14 protein-coding genes and 2 tRNA genes are annotated in these 18,326 nt (G+C 65.5%); 5 read left to right on the forward strand and 11 right to left on the reverse strand.

From position 1 onward, the window contains the following. Positions 1-7: 7 nt before the first annotated feature. Positions 8-82: transfer RNA gene (locus ACGGKE_RS08530), tRNA-Gln, on the reverse strand. Positions 83-208: 126 nt separating this feature from the next. On the opposite strand from ACGGKE_RS08530, the gene ACGGKE_RS08535 reads away from it, so the two are divergent. After that, positions 209-721: a MarR family winged helix-turn-helix transcriptional regulator gene (locus ACGGKE_RS08535; protein ID WP_394436997.1), complete on the forward strand. Its 513-nt coding sequence runs from the start codon at positions 209-211 to the stop codon at positions 719-721. Positions 722-794: 73 nt separating this feature from the next. Continuing rightward, a complete protein-coding gene (locus ACGGKE_RS08540) occupies positions 795-1,811 on the forward strand; it encodes an LLM class flavin-dependent oxidoreductase (protein WP_394436999.1) in 1,017 nt (338 codons plus the stop codon). Here the strand turns inward: ACGGKE_RS08540 and ACGGKE_RS08545 are convergent. Next, complete coding sequence (locus ACGGKE_RS08545) at positions 1,777-2,895, reverse strand: acyltransferase (RefSeq protein ID WP_394437001.1); 1,119 nt, start codon at positions 2,893-2,895, stop codon at positions 1,777-1,779. The two genes, ACGGKE_RS08540 and ACGGKE_RS08545, sit on opposite strands and share 35 nt — an antisense overlap. 181 nt (positions 2,896-3,076) lie before the next feature. On the opposite strand from ACGGKE_RS08545, the gene ACGGKE_RS08550 reads away from it, so the two are divergent. Further along, the gene (locus ACGGKE_RS08550; protein ID WP_394437003.1) at positions 3,077-4,729 is read left to right on the forward strand and encodes an ATP-binding protein; all 1,653 of its coding nucleotides are present in this window, start codon (positions 3,077-3,079) and stop codon (positions 4,727-4,729) included. 6 nt (positions 4,730-4,735) lie between these two features. On the opposite strand, the gene ACGGKE_RS08555 is transcribed toward ACGGKE_RS08550, so the two are convergent. From ACGGKE_RS08555 to ACGGKE_RS08585, 7 genes are all read right to left on the reverse strand, one after another. Beyond that, positions 4,736-6,193 carry an MATE family efflux transporter gene (locus ACGGKE_RS08555; RefSeq protein WP_394437005.1) on the reverse strand — a complete coding sequence of 486 codons (1,458 nt, stop codon included), beginning with the start codon at positions 6,191-6,193 and terminating at the stop codon, positions 4,736-4,738. 158 nt (positions 6,194-6,351) lie between these two features. Beyond that, on the reverse strand, positions 6,352-9,066 hold the full coding sequence (locus tag ACGGKE_RS08560) for a valine--tRNA ligase (RefSeq protein ID WP_394437007.1): 2,715 nt from the start codon (positions 9,064-9,066) through the stop codon (positions 6,352-6,354). Between the two features lie 73 nt (positions 9,067-9,139). Then, complete coding sequence (locus tag ACGGKE_RS08565; protein WP_394437009.1) at positions 9,140-9,886, reverse strand: SDR family NAD(P)-dependent oxidoreductase; 747 nt, start codon at positions 9,884-9,886, stop codon at positions 9,140-9,142. Between the two features lie 62 nt (positions 9,887-9,948). Then, positions 9,949-11,988, reverse strand: coding sequence for a prolyl oligopeptidase family serine peptidase (locus tag ACGGKE_RS08570; RefSeq protein ID WP_394437011.1), 2,040 nt, complete (start codon positions 11,986-11,988; stop codon positions 9,949-9,951). Between the two features lie 103 nt (positions 11,989-12,091). Continuing rightward, positions 12,092-12,574, reverse strand: a complete 483-nt coding sequence (locus tag ACGGKE_RS08575) for a DUF2497 domain-containing protein (RefSeq protein WP_394437013.1) — start codon at positions 12,572-12,574, stop codon at positions 12,092-12,094. 71 nt (positions 12,575-12,645) lie between these two features. Next, positions 12,646-14,139, reverse strand: a complete 1,494-nt coding sequence (locus ACGGKE_RS08580; RefSeq protein WP_394437015.1) for a TolC family outer membrane protein — start codon at positions 14,137-14,139, stop codon at positions 12,646-12,648. 20 nt (positions 14,140-14,159) lie between these two features. Then, on the reverse strand, positions 14,160-14,792 hold the full coding sequence (locus ACGGKE_RS08585; protein ID WP_394437017.1) for a protein-L-isoaspartate O-methyltransferase: 633 nt from the start codon (positions 14,790-14,792) through the stop codon (positions 14,160-14,162). A gap of 189 nt (positions 14,793-14,981) precedes the next feature. Here ACGGKE_RS08585 and ACGGKE_RS08590 point away from each other — a divergent pair. Together ACGGKE_RS08590 and ACGGKE_RS08595 are read left to right on the forward strand one after the other, a co-directional pair. Beyond that, positions 14,982-15,055 (forward strand) — tRNA-Cys (locus ACGGKE_RS08590). Between the two features lie 164 nt (positions 15,056-15,219). Then, the gene (locus ACGGKE_RS08595; protein WP_394437019.1) at positions 15,220-16,062 is read left to right on the forward strand and encodes a tyrosine-type recombinase/integrase; all 843 of its coding nucleotides are present in this window, start codon (positions 15,220-15,222) and stop codon (positions 16,060-16,062) included. A gap of 20 nt (positions 16,063-16,082) precedes the next feature. Here the strand turns inward: ACGGKE_RS08595 and istB are convergent, their stop codons facing one another. After that, on the reverse strand, positions 16,083-16,811 hold the full coding sequence (istB, locus tag ACGGKE_RS08600; RefSeq protein ID WP_037482228.1) for an IS21-like element helper ATPase IstB: 729 nt from the start codon (positions 16,809-16,811) through the stop codon (positions 16,083-16,085). Then, positions 16,798-18,312, reverse strand: a complete 1,515-nt coding sequence (gene istA / locus ACGGKE_RS08605; protein WP_394436753.1) for an IS21 family transposase — start codon at positions 18,310-18,312, stop codon at positions 16,798-16,800. Before istA ends, istB begins: the two co-directional genes overlap by 14 nt. Positions 18,313-18,326: the final 14 nt, after the last annotated feature.

An 18,326-nucleotide genomic window follows, 5' to 3' on the forward strand; every position in this document is an offset into this window, starting at 1 on the left:
AGGAAACTGGCTGGGGCGGCAGGATTCGAACCTGCGCATGGCGGTACCAAAAACCGCTGCCTTACCGCTTGGCTACGCCCCAGCAGAGCGCCGGAACAGCCGGCGCGGACCGCCATATAGCGGGTCGCGCGCGAAAGGAAAGCCTAGTCATCACAGTTTGACGACGCCAATATGACGCCCAACCAGTCCCTGTCGGAACATCGCATCCATGGCCGCGCCTCCATCCCCCTCTTCGTCCCAGATCAGCCCGGCCTCTCCGCTGTTCCTGCGCGAGGACGAGATACGGCGCGGCATCGAAATGCTCTATTTCGGCTATAGCGCGCTTACTCGGTCGATCGACGAAGGGCTGGCGGCGCAGGGGCTGGGACGGGCGCATCATCGCGCGCTCTACTTCATTTCGCGCCAGCCGGACCTGACGGTCAAGGACCTGCTGCGGTTGCTGGCCATCACCAAACAGTCGTTGGGTCGGGTGCTGACCGATCTGGTCGAGCGGGGCTATATCGAGACGCGACCGGGCGCGAGCGACCGGCGGCAGAAGCTGCTGCGGCTCAGCCCGGAAGGCGCGGCGCTGGAGGCCGATCTGTTCCGGGCGCTGCGCGAGAAGATGGGGGCCGCCTACGCCCAGGCGGGCCAGGGATCGGTAACAGGATTCTGGCGCGTGCTGGAAGGACTTATCCCCGAAGAGGACCGGTCGATGGTATATGGACTTCGCAGACGATAATCGCGCCCGCTTCGCTCGCTCCAGCTCAATCTAAGTCTTGAACTGAAACGCATCGCGCCCCCATATGGCGGGCATGACACGCTTTTCCCTGCTCGACCTCGTCCCCGTGCGCGAAGGGGGCGACGTGGCTGCCGCGCTGGCGCAGACCGCCGACCTTGCCGCCCATGCCGAAAGGCTGGGCTATCATCGTTTCTGGGTGGCGGAGCATCATGGCATGGCCGGCATCGCGTCGGCCGCGACCGCGGTGGTGCTGGCGCATATCGGCCAGGCGACATCGACCATGCGGATCGGCGCTGGCGGCATCATGCTGCCCAATCACGCTCCGCTGCTGATCGCCGAGCAGTTCGGGACGCTGGACGCGCTGTTTCCCGGCCGGATCGACCTGGGCCTCGGGCGAGCGCCGGGGTCGGACCAGCGCGTGTCGCAGGCGATCCGCCGGAACCTGAGCGGCGGGCCGGACCAGTTTCCCCGCGACGTGATGGAGTTGCAGGCCTACTTCGCCGGTGACGATCGCCTGGCCATACAGGCGACGCCCGGCGCGGGCGCGGATGTGCCGCTGTGGATTTTGGGATCGAGCCTCTATGGCGCGCAACTGGCCGCGGCGCTGGGCCTGCCCTACGCCTTCGCATCCCATTTCGCGCCCGCGGCGCTGGACGAGGCGATCGCCATCTACCGGCGCGACTTTCAGCCATCCGCCCAGCTCGACCGTCCCTATGTGATGGCGGGCTATAATGTCTTTGCCGCCGACAACCAGGCCGATGCAATGCTGCTCGCCAGTTCGATGCAGCAGGCGTTCGTGCGGCTGCGCACCGGCCAGCCGGGCAAGCTGCAGCCGCCGGTGCCCGGCTATCTCGACAGCCTGCCGATGCAGGCGCGCGCGATGCTGGCCGATGTGATGAGCGTGTCGAGCATCGGCACGCAGGCGGATGTCGAGCGCGACATTGCCGCGTTTCTGGCGCGCACCCAAGCAGACGAACTGATCCTGACCGGCCAGATCTACGAGCCGGAGGCGCGCAAGCGCAGCTTCGCCATCGCCATGGCGGCCGCGCAGGCGGTCACGGCGCGCGAACCAGAACCGGCTGGTCCCTGATCCGCGCCGGGCCGAGCCGGCCGCCGCTCAGCAGCGCCGCTGCGCCAGGCGCGACGCGGCGCAGAGCGGAGCCGATCGCGATCACCACCAGCAGCACGATCAGCGGCTGCAGGATGAGGTAGATGGGATAGAGCGGCGACCCCATGTCGCCGGAGATCTTGCCGAGCAGCGGGCCGCCCAGCCAGATCAGGATCAGGTGAACGCAGAAGAGGAAGAACATATAGGGTTCTATCCGCAGCAGCAGGCCGCGCAGCGCCGTACCGGCCAGCATCCAGGCGATCCGCCAGAACGCGATCGCGGCGGCGACCCGCACCGCAAGGTCGAGGCTGCGCTGCGTGGTCGACCATTCGCCATCCCCCACCGCGATCGCGCGGTAGAGCTGCGCCATCATCAGCAGGACGAAGGGCAGCAGCGCGACCGGCAGCGGCAGGCGCGCGATGGCTTCCTCCACAGCCTGGCGCCGCGCCAATATTCCCAGGACAAAGAAGAAGAGGATCGACGCGCGCATCAGCACCGGCGGTCCCAGTCCCGCCACCTGCGCCGCCGCGGCCAGCAGCGCGACCAGCACCAGCAGCCAGCCGGGCAAGCGCACCAGCAGGGGCGCGGCGATCATGCAGAGGAAGAGGTCGCGCAGGAAGGGCATTTGCACGTTGATGTCAGGATTGCGCGTCAGGATGAACAATTCCTGCGCCACCCATTCCAGCGAGCTGGGCGTGGGCGCCTGAAGATCGAACAGCCAGGCGGCGCCCGACACGAACAGGATGCCGAGCGCGTTCCACAACACCATCGGCAGCAGGATGGTGCGCGCCTTGCGCGCGACATGGGTTGTCCAGCCGCGCGATCGGCCGGATCCGGCGACCAGCCAGCCGGAAATGAGGCCCAGCAGCGGCACCGCGCTGCGGCCGAATATCTCCATCAGCGCCCAGCGCAGATTGTCCTGCCCGGTGCCGCGCAGCTGCGCCAGGGCGTCGCCGTTGAGGCCGGTCCAGGCATGGACATAGACCACCCCCAGGATGCAGATGACGCGGGCTATCGCAATGGCGTCGGAACGGCGCGCGCGATCGGCTGAAATCGTTTCGGGCAAGAAATCATCCTGACTGTGATGCCGCTTCCAATGCGTGAAGCTGATCCATGTTCCCTTGTCCAGCCGGCAGGCGCGCGGACGCGGCGAAACGCCGGGCTTTGCGGCTAAGCCAAAATTTACCTCTGCCTTCTAGAGCCTTGCTGTTTGCCGGCCCGTTGCTGGCGTTCAGGGGAAGAATAGCATGTCCTATATGTCGGACGCCCAGACCTTCGCCACACCGGCGCCGTCCGCGCAGAATGACCCGCAATCCATGGGCATGGTGTTCCAGATCGCCGGTTCCAGCTCCAAGGTGCTGATCGACGCGCAGCGGCTGGCGATATTGGGGCAGGATGCCGACCCCTGCGTGGCGATGGCGGGCCAGGTCGGCAGCCAGGTCAAGATGCGGGTCGGCGGCAGCTGGCTGATTGCCAGCGTGCGCGCCATGGCGCTGGACCAGGCAAGCCATGGCATTGTCGCCGACATCGATTTTCTGGGCGAAGGCGACGAGGAGCCAGCGACCGGGCGCATCCACCGCTTTCGCCGCGGCGTCACGCGCTACCCGACGCCCGGCACCGACATATTGCCGGTGTCGAGCGCCGACATGCAGCAAATCTACGCCGCCGAGGACCGCGCCCATGTGCAGATCGGCACCGTCTATCCCACCAGCGACACGCGCGCGGCGCTCTATGTCGATCCGATGCTGGGCAAGCATTTCGCGCTGCTGGGATCGACCGGCACCGGCAAATCGACCAGCGCGGCGCTGATCCTGCATCGCATCTGCGACCTGTCGCCGCAGGGGCATATCGTCATGATCGACCCGCATGGCGAATATGGCGCCGCCTTTGCCCAGAATGGCGCGGTCTATGACGTCAGCAACCTGGCTCTGCCCTATTGGCTGATGAATTTCGAGGAGCATTGCGAGGTGTTCGTGACCTCGCAAGGGGCGGACCGGACGATCGACAGCGACATTCTCGCCAAATGCCTGCTCGCCGCGCGCTCGAAAAACCGGCTGGCCGACAGCATCGGCCGGCTGACCGTCGATTCGCCCGTCCCCTATCTGTTGTCCGACCTCACCACCATCCTGCAGAACGAAATGGGGAAGCTCGACAAGGGCACCAATTCGCTGCCCTATATGCGGCTCAAGACGAAGATCGACGAGATCAAGGCCGATCCGCGCTACAGCTTCATGTTTTCGGGCATGCTGGTCGCCGATACGATGCAGCAGTTCATCGCCAAGATTTTCCGCCTGCCATCCGACGGCAAGCCGATTTCCATCATCGACGTGTCGGCCATGCCGTCCGACATCACGTCGGTCGTCGTGTCGGTGCTGTCGCGGCTGGTGTTCGACTATGCCATCTGGGCACGCGACGAGCCGCAGCGGCCGATCCTGCTCGTGTGCGAGGAAGCGCATCGCTACATCCCCAACACCACCAGCGGATCGGGTCAGGCGGTGCGCAAGATATTGGAGCGGATCGCCAAGGAAGGCCGCAAATATGGCGTATCGCTGGGCCTCATCACCCAGCGCCCGTCCGACCTGGCCGAAGGCGTGCTGTCGCAATGCGGCACCATCATCGCCATGCGCCTCAACAATGATCGCGATCAGGCGTTCGTGAAGGCGGCGATGCCCGAAGGCGCGCGCGGCTTCCTGGACACCATCCCGGCGCTGCGCAATCGCGAGGCGATCATCTGCGGCGAGGGCGTGGCGGTGCCGATCCGCGTGGCGCTCGACAATCTGGAGGAAAGCCGGCGGCCCGCCTCGGGCGATCCGAGCTTCACCGACCTGTGGCGCCAGTCGGGCGGAGAGAATGACATTCTCGACCGCACGATCACGCGCTGGCGCAACCAAGGGCGCTGAGGCCGGTCAGCCGACCGGCGCGATCCGCCCTGCGGGCTCGGTTTCGCTGTTCACGCTTTCGCGGCATTCCTCTTCATGGACGGGGACCATGAGCTTGGCCTTGCGCCAGCCCCCCTGCGCGTAGACGGCCCAGGCGAGAAGCAGGGAAGCGAGCGAACCCACCGGGAAGCTGAGCCATAGCGCGTCGGCGCCCAGCGCCGGATAGGCCAGTTCGTAGAAGCCCAGGCGCACGACGAACAGGGTGAAGCTGAGGATCAGCAGCGGCGCGACCACGACGCCATTGGCGCGCATGACGCCGAACAGGATCATGGCGCATCCGAACAGCATGAAGCTCCAGCTCGCCAGCAACTGCATCCGCCAGGCGGCATCGATCGCGGGCTGATTGTCGCCCAGGAAGAGCGACAGCAAAGGTTCGTGGAAGAGCAGGATGACGACCACCATCGCGCTCGTCACCGCCAGCAGATAGCCCATGCCATAGCCGGTGATGCGACTGACCCTGTCCCAGCGGCCCGCGCCCATATTCTGCGCCGCCATGGCGCTGACCGCCGCGCCCATCGCCATGGCGGGCATCTGCAAATAGGTCCAGATCTGCTGCGCGGCGCCATAGGCCGCCGTCACCAGTAGCCCTTCGCGATTGACAAGGCCGATCATGACCAAGCCCGAGGCGGACATGACGATCATCTGCAGGCCCATGGGTAGCCCCTTGCCCACCAGGATGCGCATCTGGTCGCGCGCGGGCCAGAGATAGCGCAGTTCCGCCCCGCGCAGCCGCAGCGGCATGTCCCGGGCGTAGATGAAGGCGACGACGCCGATCAGGCTGATGAAGCCGGCCGCCGCGGTCGCCGCCGCCGAACCGGCGATGCCGAAGGCGGGGATCGGTCCCAGGCCCAGGATCAGCACGGGATTGAGCACCAGGTCGATGGCGACGCTGACGATCATGAAGATGAGCGGCGTGCGCGCGTCGCCCGCGCCGCGCAGCCCCATCATGATCATGACGACCAGCAGCGTGGCGGGCATGGCGAAGAAGATCACGCGCAGATAGACAAGCGCCAGGTCATAGGCCTGCGGCGGCGTCGCCAGCAGCCGCAGCAGCACCGGCGCGCCGATCCAGCCGGCGAGCGCCACCCCCAGACCCAGGATCGAGCAGAAGCCGACCGCCGTGCCGAAGGCGCGCCGCGCCGCGTCTAGATCCTTTGCGCCGACCGACTGGGCGATCACCACGGTCGAGGCCATGCCGAAGCCGAACACGACCGAGAACATGAGGAACATGATGATGTTCGCATTGGCCGTCGCGGCCAGCGCCTGGGCGCCCAGGAACCGGCCGACCCAGATGGCATTGATCGATCCGTTAAGCGACTGGAGGACATTCGATGCCAGCGTGGGCACGGCGAAGAGCAGCAGGGTCGACCCGATAGGCCCTCGCGTCAGGTCCTTTCCGCCTTTGCCCGATGCTGGTTCGCTCATGCTCCGTCCCCCATTTGCACGGCATCGCTTCAAGCCATGCTCCCCCTGCAAGGGGAGGTGGCAATCCGAAAGATTGATGGAGGGGTGTCCCCGCTCTCGATAGGGCGACACCTCTCCACCACTGCGTGGTCCCCCTCCCCTTACAAGGGAGGATGCTGTCAGCCCAGCCGTTCCAGCGCGGCTTTGAGCCTTTCGGCCTCGGCGCTCTTTTCGGCATGATCCTCGCGCGCCTTGGTGACGGCTTCGGGCTTGGCCTTTTCGACAAAGCTGGGATTGGAGAGGCGACCGCCCAGGCTGTCGCGCTCCTTTTCCGCCGCAGCGAGCGCCTTGGCGAGGCGGGTCTTTTCCGCCGCGATGTCGATCACGCCTTCCAGCGGCAGGATGAAGTAAGCTTCGTCAACGACAATCTGCACAGAGGCCTTGGGAACTTCCTCACCCTTATCAAACGCGTGAAAAGTAATAGCAGTAAGCCTAGCTAGGCGAGACAGGGCATCCCGCTGACGTATCAGCCTAGCCCCAGTTCCATCATTTGCGTTCCAGACCTGCATTGCCAGCTTCGCGCCGGGCGGGACGTTGAGTTCGGTGCGGGCGGTGCGGATCGCGCTCACCAGGCGGATCAGCCAGTCGATCTCGGCCTGCGCCTCCTGGTCGACGGCGGCGAGTGCCTGCGGCCATTGCGCGACGATCAGTTCGTTGGCGCGCACGCCGGTCAGGTTCCATAGCTCTTCGGTTATGAAGGGCATGAAGGGGTGGAGCATGACCAGGATCTGGTCGAACGCCCAGCCCGCGACCGCGCGGGTCTCCTCATCCATCGCCCCCTTCGTCAGTTCGATATACCAGTCGCAAAACTGGTCCCACACGAAATGGTAGATGGCGTTGGCGGCGGCGTCGAAGCGCAGTTCGGCCATGGCCGTGTCGATCGCCTGCACCGTGGCGACGGTTTCGGCGATGATCCAGCGGTTGACCGGCAGGTCGGCGGCGGGCGCTTCATGGGCGGTGGACGCCGTGACGCCATTGGACTGCAGGAAGCGCGCCGCGTTCCACAGCTTGGTCGCGAAGTTGCGATAGCCCTCGACCCGCTTTTCATCCATCTTGACGTCGCGGCCCTGGCTTTCCATAGCCGCCATGAAGAAACGCAGCGCATCCGCGCCATAGGCGTCGATCAGGCCCAGCGGATCGACGACATTGCCCTTGGACTTGGACATTTTCTGCCCGTCCGCGGCGCGCACCAGACCATGGAGATAGAGTTTGCGCCATGGCACATCGCCCATGAACTCCATGCCCTGCATCGCCATCCGGGCGTCCCAGAAGAACAGGATGTCGAAGCCGGAGATCAGCAGGTCATTGGGATAATGGCGCGACAGCGTCTGCGTCTGCTCCGGCCAGCCCAGCGTGCCGAAGGGCCAGAGAGCGGACGAGAACCAGGTGTCGAGGACGTCGGGATCGCGCGTCAGCGGCTTGTTGCCGGCAAGCGCCTGCGCCTCGGCTTCGGTTTCGGCGACATAGCTGTTGCCGTCCGCATCGAACCACGCCGGGATCTGGTGCCCCCACCAGAGCTGGCGCGAGACGCACCAGGGCTGGATATTCTCCATCCAGTTGAAGAAGGTCTTTTCCCACGTTTTGGGGACAATCTCGATCCGGCCGTCGCGCACCGCCTGCATCGGCGCGACCGCGAGCCTGGCGGCGTCGACATACCATTGATCGGTCAGCCAGGGTTCGATGACGACATTGGAGCGATCACCAAAGGGCGTCTGGATGGTGCGCGGCTCGAAATCGGCCGAAACCTCCTCCCCTTCCTTGTTCCTGGTGACATGGGGGACGAGGAAGCCCAGCCGCTTCATCTCCGCGACCACGGCTTCGCGCGCGCCGTCCACGCCATCCTTCCTGAAGCGGTGCAGCCCCAGGAAGCGATCGGGAATCAGACCGTCGGCGGTCTGGACGACATTGGCGTCGGCGTCGAACATGTTGAGCATGTCGGCGGCCTTCATCCCCGCGCGCTTGCCGACTTCGAAATCGTTGAAGTCGTGGCCCGGCGTGATCTTGACCGCGCCCGATCCCAGTTCCGGGTCGGCATGCTCGTCCGCCACCACCTTGAAGCGACGGCCAGTGATCGGCTGGAGAATATCCTTGCCGATAACATCCTTGTAGCGCGGATCATCGGGATGGACCGCCACCGCCATGTCGGCGAGCATGGTTTCCGGGCGCGTCGTCGCGACGATGATATGGTCGCTGCCATCGGCCAGAGTCACGCCATCGGCGAGCGGATAGCGGAAGCGCCAGAAGCCGCCCCTGGTCTCGACCGTCTCCACTTCCAGGTCGGAAATGGCGGAGCGGAAATGCGGGTCCCAGTTGACGAGGCGCTTGTCGCGATAGAGGAGGCCGCGCTTGTGCAGCTCCACGAAGGTCCTGACCACGGCCTTAGAAAAGCCTTCGTCCATGGTGAAGCGTTCATTGGCCCAGTCCATGGAGCAGCCCAGGCGACGCAGCTGGCGCGTGATCGCCCCGCCGCTTTCCGCCTTCCAGTCCCAGACCTTGGCGATGAAATCCTCACGGCTATAGTCGGTGCGCTTTTCGCCCTTCGCATTGAGTTGACGCTCTACCACCATCTGCGTCGCGATGCCCGCATGGTCGGTGCCCACCACCCACAGCGCATCCTTGCCGCGCAGCCGCTCGTAGCGGATGACGATGTCCTGCAGCGTATTGTCGAGCGCGTGGCCGATATGCAGGCTGCCGGTCACATTGGGCGGCGGATTGACGATGGTGAAGGGCATGGCGTCGGGCCGGTCGGGGCGGAACAGGCCCTTCTCCTCCCAATGCTGATACCAGCGGGTCTCGATTGTCGCGGGGTCGAAGGTTTTCGGCAGCTCGGTCATGGCTGCGCTTTAGCGGGGCCGGCGCGAAGAGCAAATAGTCCGCGCGCCTGCGCCCGCCGCAACGCCCAGAATGTCAGCGCGCCAGATAGCCGCCATCGACCGGATAATAGGTACCCGTCATGAAGGAGGCGCGATCCGACAGCAGGAAGCTGGTAAGGGTTGCGACCTCCTCGGGCCGGGCGAGCCGGCCCAGCGCATGCAGCGCCGCGAGGCCGGATCGTTCGTCGTCGGTCATCGTCTTTTCCAGCGCCGGCGTCGTGACGAATCCGGGACCGACCGCGTTGATGCGGATATTCTGGTCGGCATAGTCGAGCGCCGCGGTCTTGGTCATGCCCAGCAGCGCATGTTTGGACGTGACATAGGCGGCCGATCCGGCCCAGCCGACCGCGCCCAGGATGGACGCCATGTTGACGATGGCGCCGCCGCCCGACGCGATGATGGCGGGAATCTCATATTTGAGGCCGTAGAAGACGCTGTGCAGATCGACGCCCAGCACCCGGTGCCAATCGTCGATCGCGATGTCGGCCAGCTTGGTCGCCGGCGCGCCGATGCCGGCATTATTGACGGCGAGATGCAGGCCGCCAAGTTGCGCGACAGCGAAAGCGACAGTTGCTTCGACCGCCTGCGGATCGCTGACATCGACGCGGAAAGGCGCAGCCCGATCGCGGCCGAGCTCATCGGCCAGGCGATTGGCACCGTCCTCGTCGAAATCGGCGATGACGACGGTCGCGCCCTCATCGGCCAGTTCGCGCACGATCGCCGCGCCGATACCCGAAGCGCCGCCGGTGACGATCGCAACCTTGTCCTGAAAGAGTTTCATAGGAAAACTCCGCTCTGCGCTACGGAAACTCGCGCAGCGCAGAAAGGTTCAGCCTTTGCGGCTCAATCGGCCGCCCCCTTCTCGGTCCAGCGGTCCAGCCAGGCCAGCGCTTCGCCATACCATTGCAGCGAATTGCGCGGCTTGAGCACCCAGTGATTTTCGTCCGGAAAAACCAGCAGCTTCGAGGGGACGTCGCGGCGCTGGAGCGCGGTGAAGGCGGCCAGCCCCTGGGTATAGGGAATGCGGAAATCCTTTTCGCCCGTGACCACCAGCATCGGCGTCTTCCATGCGCCGAGATGGTTGACCGGGTTCCATTTCTCGAACTCCTCAGGATGCTCATAATAGGGGCCGCCATGTTCCCATTCGTCGAACCATAGCTCCTCGGTTTCATAGGCCATGGCGCGCGCGTCGAACACGCCGTCATGCTGGACCAGGCATTTGAAGCCATCGGGCCACTGGCCCGCGATCCAGTTCATCATGTAGCCGCCATAGCTGGCGCCGAGCGCGCAGGCATTGCCGGCGTCGACCTGATCGTCGCGCGCGGCGGCGGCAGCGAGGCCGAGCTTCAGATCCTCCAGCGGCTTGCCGCCCCAATCCTTGTTGATGCTGTCGGTGAAGGCCTGGCCATAGCCGGTGGAGCCGTGGAAATCGACGATCACCGCAGCATAGCCATGGGCGGCGAACGCCTTGGGGTTCCAGCGATAGGACCAGCTGTCGTTGAAGCTGCCCTGCGGCCCGCCATGGACGAGGAAGGCGACGGGCAGCTTGCCGGTCGCGTCCTTCGGCTTGACGATCTGGCCCCAGACGGTGTCGCCATTGGCGCCCTTGAAACTGTAGCGTTCGACCGAGACGTCGTCGACGCCGGCCAACAGGTCGGCATTGACGCGAGTCAGCCGCACCGGCTTGCCCCTGGCCGGCATCTTCCAGAAATCGGCGGGCGACTGGATGCTGTCCATCGCATAGACGAAGCCGCCCCGGGGCAGCGGCACGACGCTGCCGGCATGGCCCCGATCGGTGAGGCGCGTGACCTTCCCCGACGCCATGTCGACGCGGAACACCGGATTGTCGAGCACGTCATTGGCGGTGACCAGCAGCGACGCGCCGTCGGATGCCCAGGCGATTGACCCGACCGAACGATCCCAGCCTTCGGTCAGCGCGCGGGTCTCGCCGGTCGCGATGTTGCGCAACGTCAGAACCAGCCGGTCGCTTTCATAGCCAGGCCGCTTCATCGCGGCATAAGCGAGCCATTTGCCGTCGGGCGACACCGCCGGCATGGTGTCGGTGGCGTCATTCGCATCGGTGAGGTTGGTCGGCGCGGCGCTGCCGTCGGCGGGTGCGCTGAAAATATCGAGATTGGTCGACAGCGGCTCGATCCGACCGGCCTCGCGCAAGGCGAAGAAGAGCGTGCGGCCGTCCCTGCTCCAGGCGATCTCCTCGGCCCCGCCAAAGGGCTTGGACGGCGCATCGCCGACCAGATCGCCCATCACCGACATGGCCGGGCCGCCCGTCACGGGCATGACGAAGATCTGCGAGCGCTGCCCATCCGCCCATCTGTCCCAGTGACGCACGAAGAGCTGGTCATAGACGCGGCCGCTGCCGGCGTCAGCGGGCGCTTCGGGCTTCTGGTCGTCGAGCGTCTTCGCCCCGACCGGCCGGTCGGCCCATAGCGCAACCTTCGCGCCATTGGGGCTCAGCAGAAAGCCCGAAATGCCGCCGGGCGCCCTGCTGATCTGCACCGGATCGCCGCCGCTCAGCGCCACCCGCCAGAGTTGATCGTCGCCGCTGGCGTCGGACTGGAAATAGAGCGCCGACCCGTCGGGCGAAAAGACGGGCGAACCTTCATTCTTGTCGGCGAGGGACGCGATCTTGCGCGGTGTCCGATCCGGTCCGTCGATGGCGAGCAGATACAGGTCCGTCCGGCCGCGATTGGTGGCAAGATCAGTGCTGCGCAACTGATAGGCGAGCCATTTGCCGTCCGGCGACACCGCCGGCGCGCCGATGCGGTTGAGCCCGACCATGTCGGCAGGGGTGAAGGGCCGCGCCTGTGCGGGCGCGCAGGCCAGCTCCATCGCGCCGATCCCTGCAAGCAGCAAATATTTCATGCAAATCCCCATGTCGAAGAGGTGACGCGCGCCAGCGGCAAGCCGGTGCGTCATCAGGATGACAGGGGTCTAGGCCGCGACGGCAGGCGCCGCAAGGGCGCGATCAGCGGCTGGTGATGCGCGCGATTTCCTTGGCGACCATCTCTTCGACCAGAGCAGGCAGGCGCGCGTCGAGCCAGTCCTTCAGCATCGGCCGCAGCATCGCGCGGACCAGCCCTTCCAGCGTGTTGTCCTCGCCATCGCGGGGCGCGACCAGCATGGAGGACAAAGCCGAGAGCGAATGGCGCGCCGCGACTTCGCTTTCAACCGAGAGGATCGAATCCTCGCCAGCGGTTGCGGACGGCTTGGCGGCAGCTTTGGGAGCGGGCATCACTTCCTCCTCCGCGACCTCATCGGTCAGTTCGAGCACTTCCTCGACCGCAGGCGCGATCGGCGCTGGCGCGGCCTTGGATGTTTCGGCGCGAGCGGCTTCCGCACGGCTGCGGCGCGGCGCGGCCTGCACCGCCTCCTCGCCTTCTTCGGCGATGATCCGCTTGATGGACGAGAGTATCTCTTCCATCGAGGGTTCCTTGGTCATGTCACCCATGGATAGTCCCCGTCCAAAATCCATTGCGCACCCGTGCAACCTTAGAATTACGCGATCGAGTTAACAAGCGGTTAAGGCTGACGCGCGGTCGCGGGATCGACTTTGGCATTCTGCGCCGGCGTGTCAACGGTGCGCGTCGCGACGGGCGTGGGCGCAGCGCCCCAATCCCAGTCGAACCATTTGCCCTCGACTCGCTCATAATTGACCATCGGGTCGTAGAGCGTGCCGCTGTCGAGGCCCAGATCGTCGGCTTCGGCATGGCCCATGGCGGCCAGCAGCGTGAAGCCGGCGACATAGGCGTTGCGCTGCGCCGACACCAGTTCGACGCGCGCGATCAACGCTTCCTGTTCGGCATTGAGGATGTCGAGGATGGTGCGGCTGCCCACCGAATTTTCCGCTCGCACCCCTTCGAGCGAAAGCGATGTCGCGTCCACCGCCACCCGGCTCGACTGGATCGTCTGCAAGGAAGCCTGCCAGCTGGCATAGGCGGCGCGCGCCTGGGCGATCACATTGCGCTCGGTCTCGATTTCCTGCTCAATCGCCTGTGCTTCGAGCGCCTGGTTCTGCCTTACCTGCGCGGCGGGGCGCCCGCCCTGGTAGAGCGGGATGGTCAGCTGGAGCCCGGCCGCGGCCTGCTTGTTGATCTGCGGCCCTTCGATCACGTTGCCGTCGGCATCGACCGATGTGTTGGCGAGGGTGTCGAGATAGTTGGTGTAGCCGGCCTGGGTGAAGGCCGACAGCGTCGGCAACACCGATCCGCGCGCCGCCTTCACGTCATAGCGGCGCGCTTCCCGCTGCTTCTTGGCCGCCAGGATGTCGGGATTGTCATTGAGCGCAATGCGCACCGCAATATCGGGGTCCGCCGGCAGGCCCGGCAGCTGCGGCGGCGGCTCCAGATTGTCGGGCGCCTCGCCCACCAGCGCGATATAGTTTTCGCGGCTGGTGATGAGGTTCGCCTGCGCCGTCTGGAGATCGGACCGCGCCAGCGCCAGGCGCGATTCGGACTGGGCGACGTCGGTGCGGGTCAGGTCGCCAACCTCGAACCGGTCGTTGCTCGCTTGCAGATTGACTTCCAGCACGTTCACATTGGCCTGGTTGAGGGCGACGATCGCGCTGTCGCGGATCACGTCCATATAGGCGGCGACGGTTTGGGAGAAGATGCTGGCTTCGGTGCCGCGCAGGCCCGCCCGCCCCGCTTCCACCCGGATTTCCGCCGCCTTGACGCTGTTGCGCACGCTGCCGCCCGAATAGATGGGGACGTTGAGCGTCGCCTGCGCGTTCACCGTGCGCTGGGGCGAGGTGAAGCTGATCGTCGGCTTGAGCAGGCTTTCGCTATAGCTGCCCTGCACGTCGGCGGACGGACGACCACTGGCCTTCTGGATCGGCACATTCTCGTCGGTCGCGCGCTGCCCCGCCCGCGCGCCGGTCAGCGTGGGGTTGGAGGCATAGGCCTTGGCCAGCGCGCCCTGCAGCGTCTCCGCCCCGGCGGGCAGGCTATAGGCGGAGGACAGCAGCAGCAGGGCAATTGCGGCTCGGTGCCGTTGATAGGTGCGCTTCGCTGTCATCTCCCCCCGCTCATCCTCTTCTAGAACGTAAACGCCTTGGCCGCGCAGAAACCGGGCAGTGCGACCATTTCAATATCCGTCAGACTGTTCAAGCCCAGCGCACCGCCGATCACCCGGCCCGCGCACAGGCGCGTGACGCCGCGGTCGATGAGGCCGGTGACGACCCGCGCGCCGTCGGCAAGCTGCTGAACGAGCGCGGTCGGCACGTCCTCCACCGCGCCGTCGATGAACAGCACGTCATAGGGCGCGCCGTCGGGCGCACCGGCGGCCAGCGGCCCGCGCACCAGGGTCACGCCCGGCACGACGATGTCCGCCCCGCCCTCTTCCTCGACCGCGGTCACCTGCGCGCCCAGTTCGGCGAGCAGCGCGGCGCTGTAGCCGGTGGCGGCGCCGATCAGCAGCACCTTGTCACCCGCCTCGACCCGCGCTTCCTTGAGCAGGCGGCCCACGACCAGCGGCGCATTGAGCGCGCGGCCGCCGCCCAGCGGAATGGGACGGTCGATATAAGTCATGGCGCGACGCTCGGCGGGCACAAATTCCTCCCGCGGCACCCGCGCCATCACCGCGATCACGCGCTGGTCGTCCACGTCGCTGGTGCGCAACTGGCTTTCGACCATTGCGGTCCGCATCGAAGAATAGGTCTGCTCGCTCACGATAGTTCCTCGCTTGGCACAACTGTATTGGCAATGCAATACACTAAGGAGATCCTCGGACCTCTAAATCAGCGTGCGGCCTGCGCCAAGCGGCTTTGCGCGCGGGCCGCCAAGATTCTTGCGGCCCGCGCCGCTCAGCCGGCTTGACTTTGCCGCCAAAGCCGCACATTTGCGGCGTCCCACTTGCAAGGCCCGATGGCGGAGTGGTGACGCAGCGGACTGCAAATCCGTGCACGCCGGTTCGATTCCGGCTCGGGCCTCCATTTCTCCGTTTGAAGACGTCCGGCAGCGTCCATCAAACGGCTGTTTTCCATCACTTTTTCTGGTATGATCCCCCGCAGCGGTTCGGACGGTTCCACCTGCATCCGGGTACAATGATGGTACGGATGATGGATCGGACCCCGAGCATGAATGCGGAGGTCCATCAATGTCGGACGGTGCGAAACGCAAGACGGGCTTGACCGCCAACGCGGTGAAGCACGCCAGACCCCGAGAAAAAGATTACAAGCTGTCGGATCGCGACGGCCTGTACCTGCTCGTGAAGACCACTGGTATCCGATACTGGCGCATGAACTACCGCTTCGGTGGACAGCAACGGACGTTGTCGTTCGGGCGCTGGCCGGAGATTCTGCTGGGCGATGCGCGCGAGCTGCTGCTCGAAGCGCGCCGCAAGCTCGCCAAGGGACTTGACCCGCTTGAACAGGCGAAGTTGGACAAGATCGCCAAATCGATCGCTGCTACCAACACGTTTCAGGCCGTGGCGGAAGAATGGCTAGAGAAGATCGAGAAGGAGGGTCTCGCCGCCATTACCCTAAAGAAAGCCCGCTGGCTGCTGGCGCAAACCTACCCGGCCTTGGGCAAACGTCCGATTTCCGAAATCACTGCCCACGAATTGCTGCTTGTTCTCAAGAAGGTCGAGGCGTCGAAGCGGTACGACACCGCTAATCGGATCCGCAGCACGTGCAGCCAAGTGTTCCGCTATGCCATCGCCACGGCACGGGCCGAGCGCGATATCTGCTCCGATCTGCGCGGTGCGCTCGTCACGCCGCGCACCACTCACCGCGCCGCGATCACGACTCCAACGGAAGCCGGCGGACTGCTTCGCGCGGTCGAGGACTGTCAATCGGCGTGCAAACGGGACCCCCGATCGGCGCGCAAAAGGGACCCCCTTTCAAGGATGCCACGACGGTCGAGGAACGCGCCTTGCGCTGCGCGCGGCGTAGGGAGGGCGGAGCCCGACCGGAGGCGCGCGCAGCGCAAAGCATCTTAATCCCGGCGTGCGGCGGGGGATCAGTTTCGGTTCTTGAAGCGCCAGCTGTCATTGCCGGTCTCGATGATGTCGCAATGGTGGGTGACGCGATCGAGGAGAGCGGTGGTCATCTTGGGGTCGCCGAACACCGTCGGCCATTCCCCGAACGCCAGGTTGGTCGTGATGATGACGCTGGTTTGCTCGTAAAGTTTGCTGACCAGATGGAACAGCAACTGCCCGCCTGAACGGGCGAAGGGAAGATAGCCAAGCTCATCGAGCACGACGAGGTCGAGGCGAGAGAGCTGGGCGGCAAGCGCGCCGCTTTTTCCGATCCGGGCTTCCTCTTCGAGGCGGGTCACCAGATCCACGGTGTTGAAGTAACGCCCCCGCGCTCCAGCGCGGACGACATTGGCGGTGATGGCGATGGCCAGATGGGTTTTGCCGGTGCCGGTGCCACCGACCAGGACGACATTGCGCCGTGCGGGCAGGAACGCCCCGCCGTGCAGCGAACGGACCAGCCCCTCGTTGATCGGCGTCCCCTCGAAGTGGAAGGCATCAATGTCCTTCACCACCGGTAGCTTGGCGGCCGCCATCCGGTATCGGATCGAGGCGGCGTGGCGGTGCGTTGCCTCCGCACGCAGCAGATCGGTCAGTATCTCCATCGTCGTGCGCTGGCGCTGAAGCCCTGTGGTGACGGCCTCATCGAACGCGCCGGCCATCCCCTTGAGTCCGAGCCCGCGCATCGCGTCGATCATGTCATGCCGCTGCATGGAAGTTCCTCAGTTGGTCGTAACGGGAACAGTCGGCGATCGGCGGATGCCGCAGGGCATTGTCCTCCGACGTGACGATCGTCAGCGGTCGCGGCGGTTCGCGGCGCCGTGCCAGGATATTGAGGATCAAGTCGTCGCTCGCCGTGCCGGTTGCCAGTGCCTCCCGCACGGCGGCTTCGACGAGTTCCAGGCCATCGGTCAGCACGGCCGCCAGCACGCGCACGAACCGCCGATCGGCATCATCGCCGTTGCCCAGCTTGCGTCGCAACCGGGCGAGCGCCGGCGGCAGTTCCCAGTCCTGGAAGGGTGCGCCGTTGCGTAAAGCGCCGGGCTTGCGGGCCAGCACCGGCAGATAGTGCCAGGGATCATAGATGGTGCGGTTCCGCCCGAAGAAGCGGGGATGCTCAGCGACGACCTCATCGCCGCATCGCACGACAATGCGGTCGGCATAGGCCCGAACCTGCACCGTGCGCCGCGCCACCGTCGAGAGGACCGAGTAACGGTTGCGATCGTAGCTGATCAGGCAGGTGCCCGACACGCCGTGCTCGCTCTCGTTGAAGCCGTCGAACGGCCCCAGCATCGACTGTAATGCAGGACGTTCCATCTCCAGCATCTGCGCCACGGTCTGGTCGCCCTGCTCAGGATGGGCCTGCCGTTCGGCCCAGCGTCGGCACTCAGCTTCCAGCCAGCCATTGAGCTCCTCGAGGCTGGCGAACCGCAGACGGGGCTGGAAGAAGCGTCCCCGGATCGTCTGCACCTGGTTCTCGACCTGACCCTTCTCCCATCCCGCCGCCGGCGAGCAGGCCGTGGGCTCGACCATATAATGGTCGGCCATGATCAGGAACCGCCGGTTGAACACCCGGTCCTTGCCGGTGAACACGCTCGTCACCGCCGTCTTCATATTATCGTAGATGCCGCGCCGGGGCACGCCGCCGAAGAAGGCAAAGCCGCGCGCATGCGCGTCGAACAGCATCTCCTGGGTCTCGCGTGGATAGGCCCGGACATACACAGCCCGCGATGCGCACAGCCTCATGTGCGCGACCTTTACCCGCATCGGCTTGCCGGCGATCTCGACATCCTCGTGGCTCCAATCGAACTGGTAGGCCTCGCCGGGCTGGAACAGCATCGGAATGAAGGCCGTCGTCCCGTCGCCGACATCCCTGCGCCGCTCGATCTTCCACCGCGCCGCATAGCGGCGCACGGCATCGTAAGAGCCCTCGAAACCCTCACGCACCAGAAGGTCGTGGATACGGGTCATCCGAAGCCGGTCACGTCGGCCCCGTACCTCGTTCTCTTCCAGCAGCACATCCAGCCGATCCTGAAACGGACCGATCCGCGGCAGCGGCTGAACCTTGCGTCGATAATCAAATGCGCCTTCCGGCGCCCGGATCGCCTTGCGGATTACCTTCCGCGACACATGCAGATCACGCGCGATCGCCTTGATCGCCTTCCCGCCGGCATACTCACGCCGGATACGAACCACTGTCTCCAAAACCAACATCCCGATCTCGCCGC

It is taken from the genome of Sphingobium naphthae (assembly GCF_043589935.1).
GTDB classification, from domain to species: domain Bacteria; phylum Pseudomonadota; class Alphaproteobacteria; order Sphingomonadales; family Sphingomonadaceae; genus Sphingobium; species Sphingobium naphthae_A.

Bases quoted from the DNA above. Each gene is read 5' to 3' on its own strand.
- ACGGKE_RS08535 (WP_394436997.1), top strand. From the start codon at position 209: ATGGCCGCGCCTCCATCCCCCTCTTCGTCCCAGATCAGCCCGGCCTCT.
- ACGGKE_RS08540 (WP_394436999.1), top strand. From the start codon at position 795: ATGACACGCTTTTCCCTGCTCGACCTCGTCCCCGTGCGCGAAGGGGGC.
- ACGGKE_RS08550 (WP_394437003.1), top strand. From the start codon at position 3,077: ATGTCCTATATGTCGGACGCCCAGACCTTCGCCACACCGGCGCCGTCC.
- ACGGKE_RS08555 (WP_394437005.1), bottom strand. From the start codon at position 6,193: ATGAGCGAACCAGCATCGGGCAAAGGCGGAAAGGACCTGACGCGAGGG.
- ACGGKE_RS08560 (WP_394437007.1), bottom strand. From the start codon at position 9,066: ATGACCGAGCTGCCGAAAACCTTCGACCCCGCGACAATCGAGACCCGC.
- ACGGKE_RS08565 (WP_394437009.1), bottom strand. From the start codon at position 9,886: ATGAAACTCTTTCAGGACAAGGTTGCGATCGTCACCGGCGGCGCTTCG.
- ACGGKE_RS08570 (WP_394437011.1), bottom strand. From the start codon at position 11,988: ATGAAATATTTGCTGCTTGCAGGGATCGGCGCGATGGAGCTGGCCTGC.
- ACGGKE_RS08575 (WP_394437013.1), bottom strand. From the start codon at position 12,574: ATGGGTGACATGACCAAGGAACCCTCGATGGAAGAGATACTCTCGTCC.
- ACGGKE_RS08580 (WP_394437015.1), bottom strand. From the start codon at position 14,139: ATGACAGCGAAGCGCACCTATCAACGGCACCGAGCCGCAATTGCCCTG.
- ACGGKE_RS08595 (WP_394437019.1), top strand. From the start codon at position 15,220: ATGTCGGACGGTGCGAAACGCAAGACGGGCTTGACCGCCAACGCGGTG.
- istB (WP_037482228.1), bottom strand. From the start codon at position 16,811: ATGCAGCGGCATGACATGATCGACGCGATGCGCGGGCTCGGACTCAAG.
- istA (WP_394436753.1), bottom strand. From the start codon at position 18,312: ATGTTGGTTTTGGAGACAGTGGTTCGTATCCGGCGTGAGTATGCCGGC.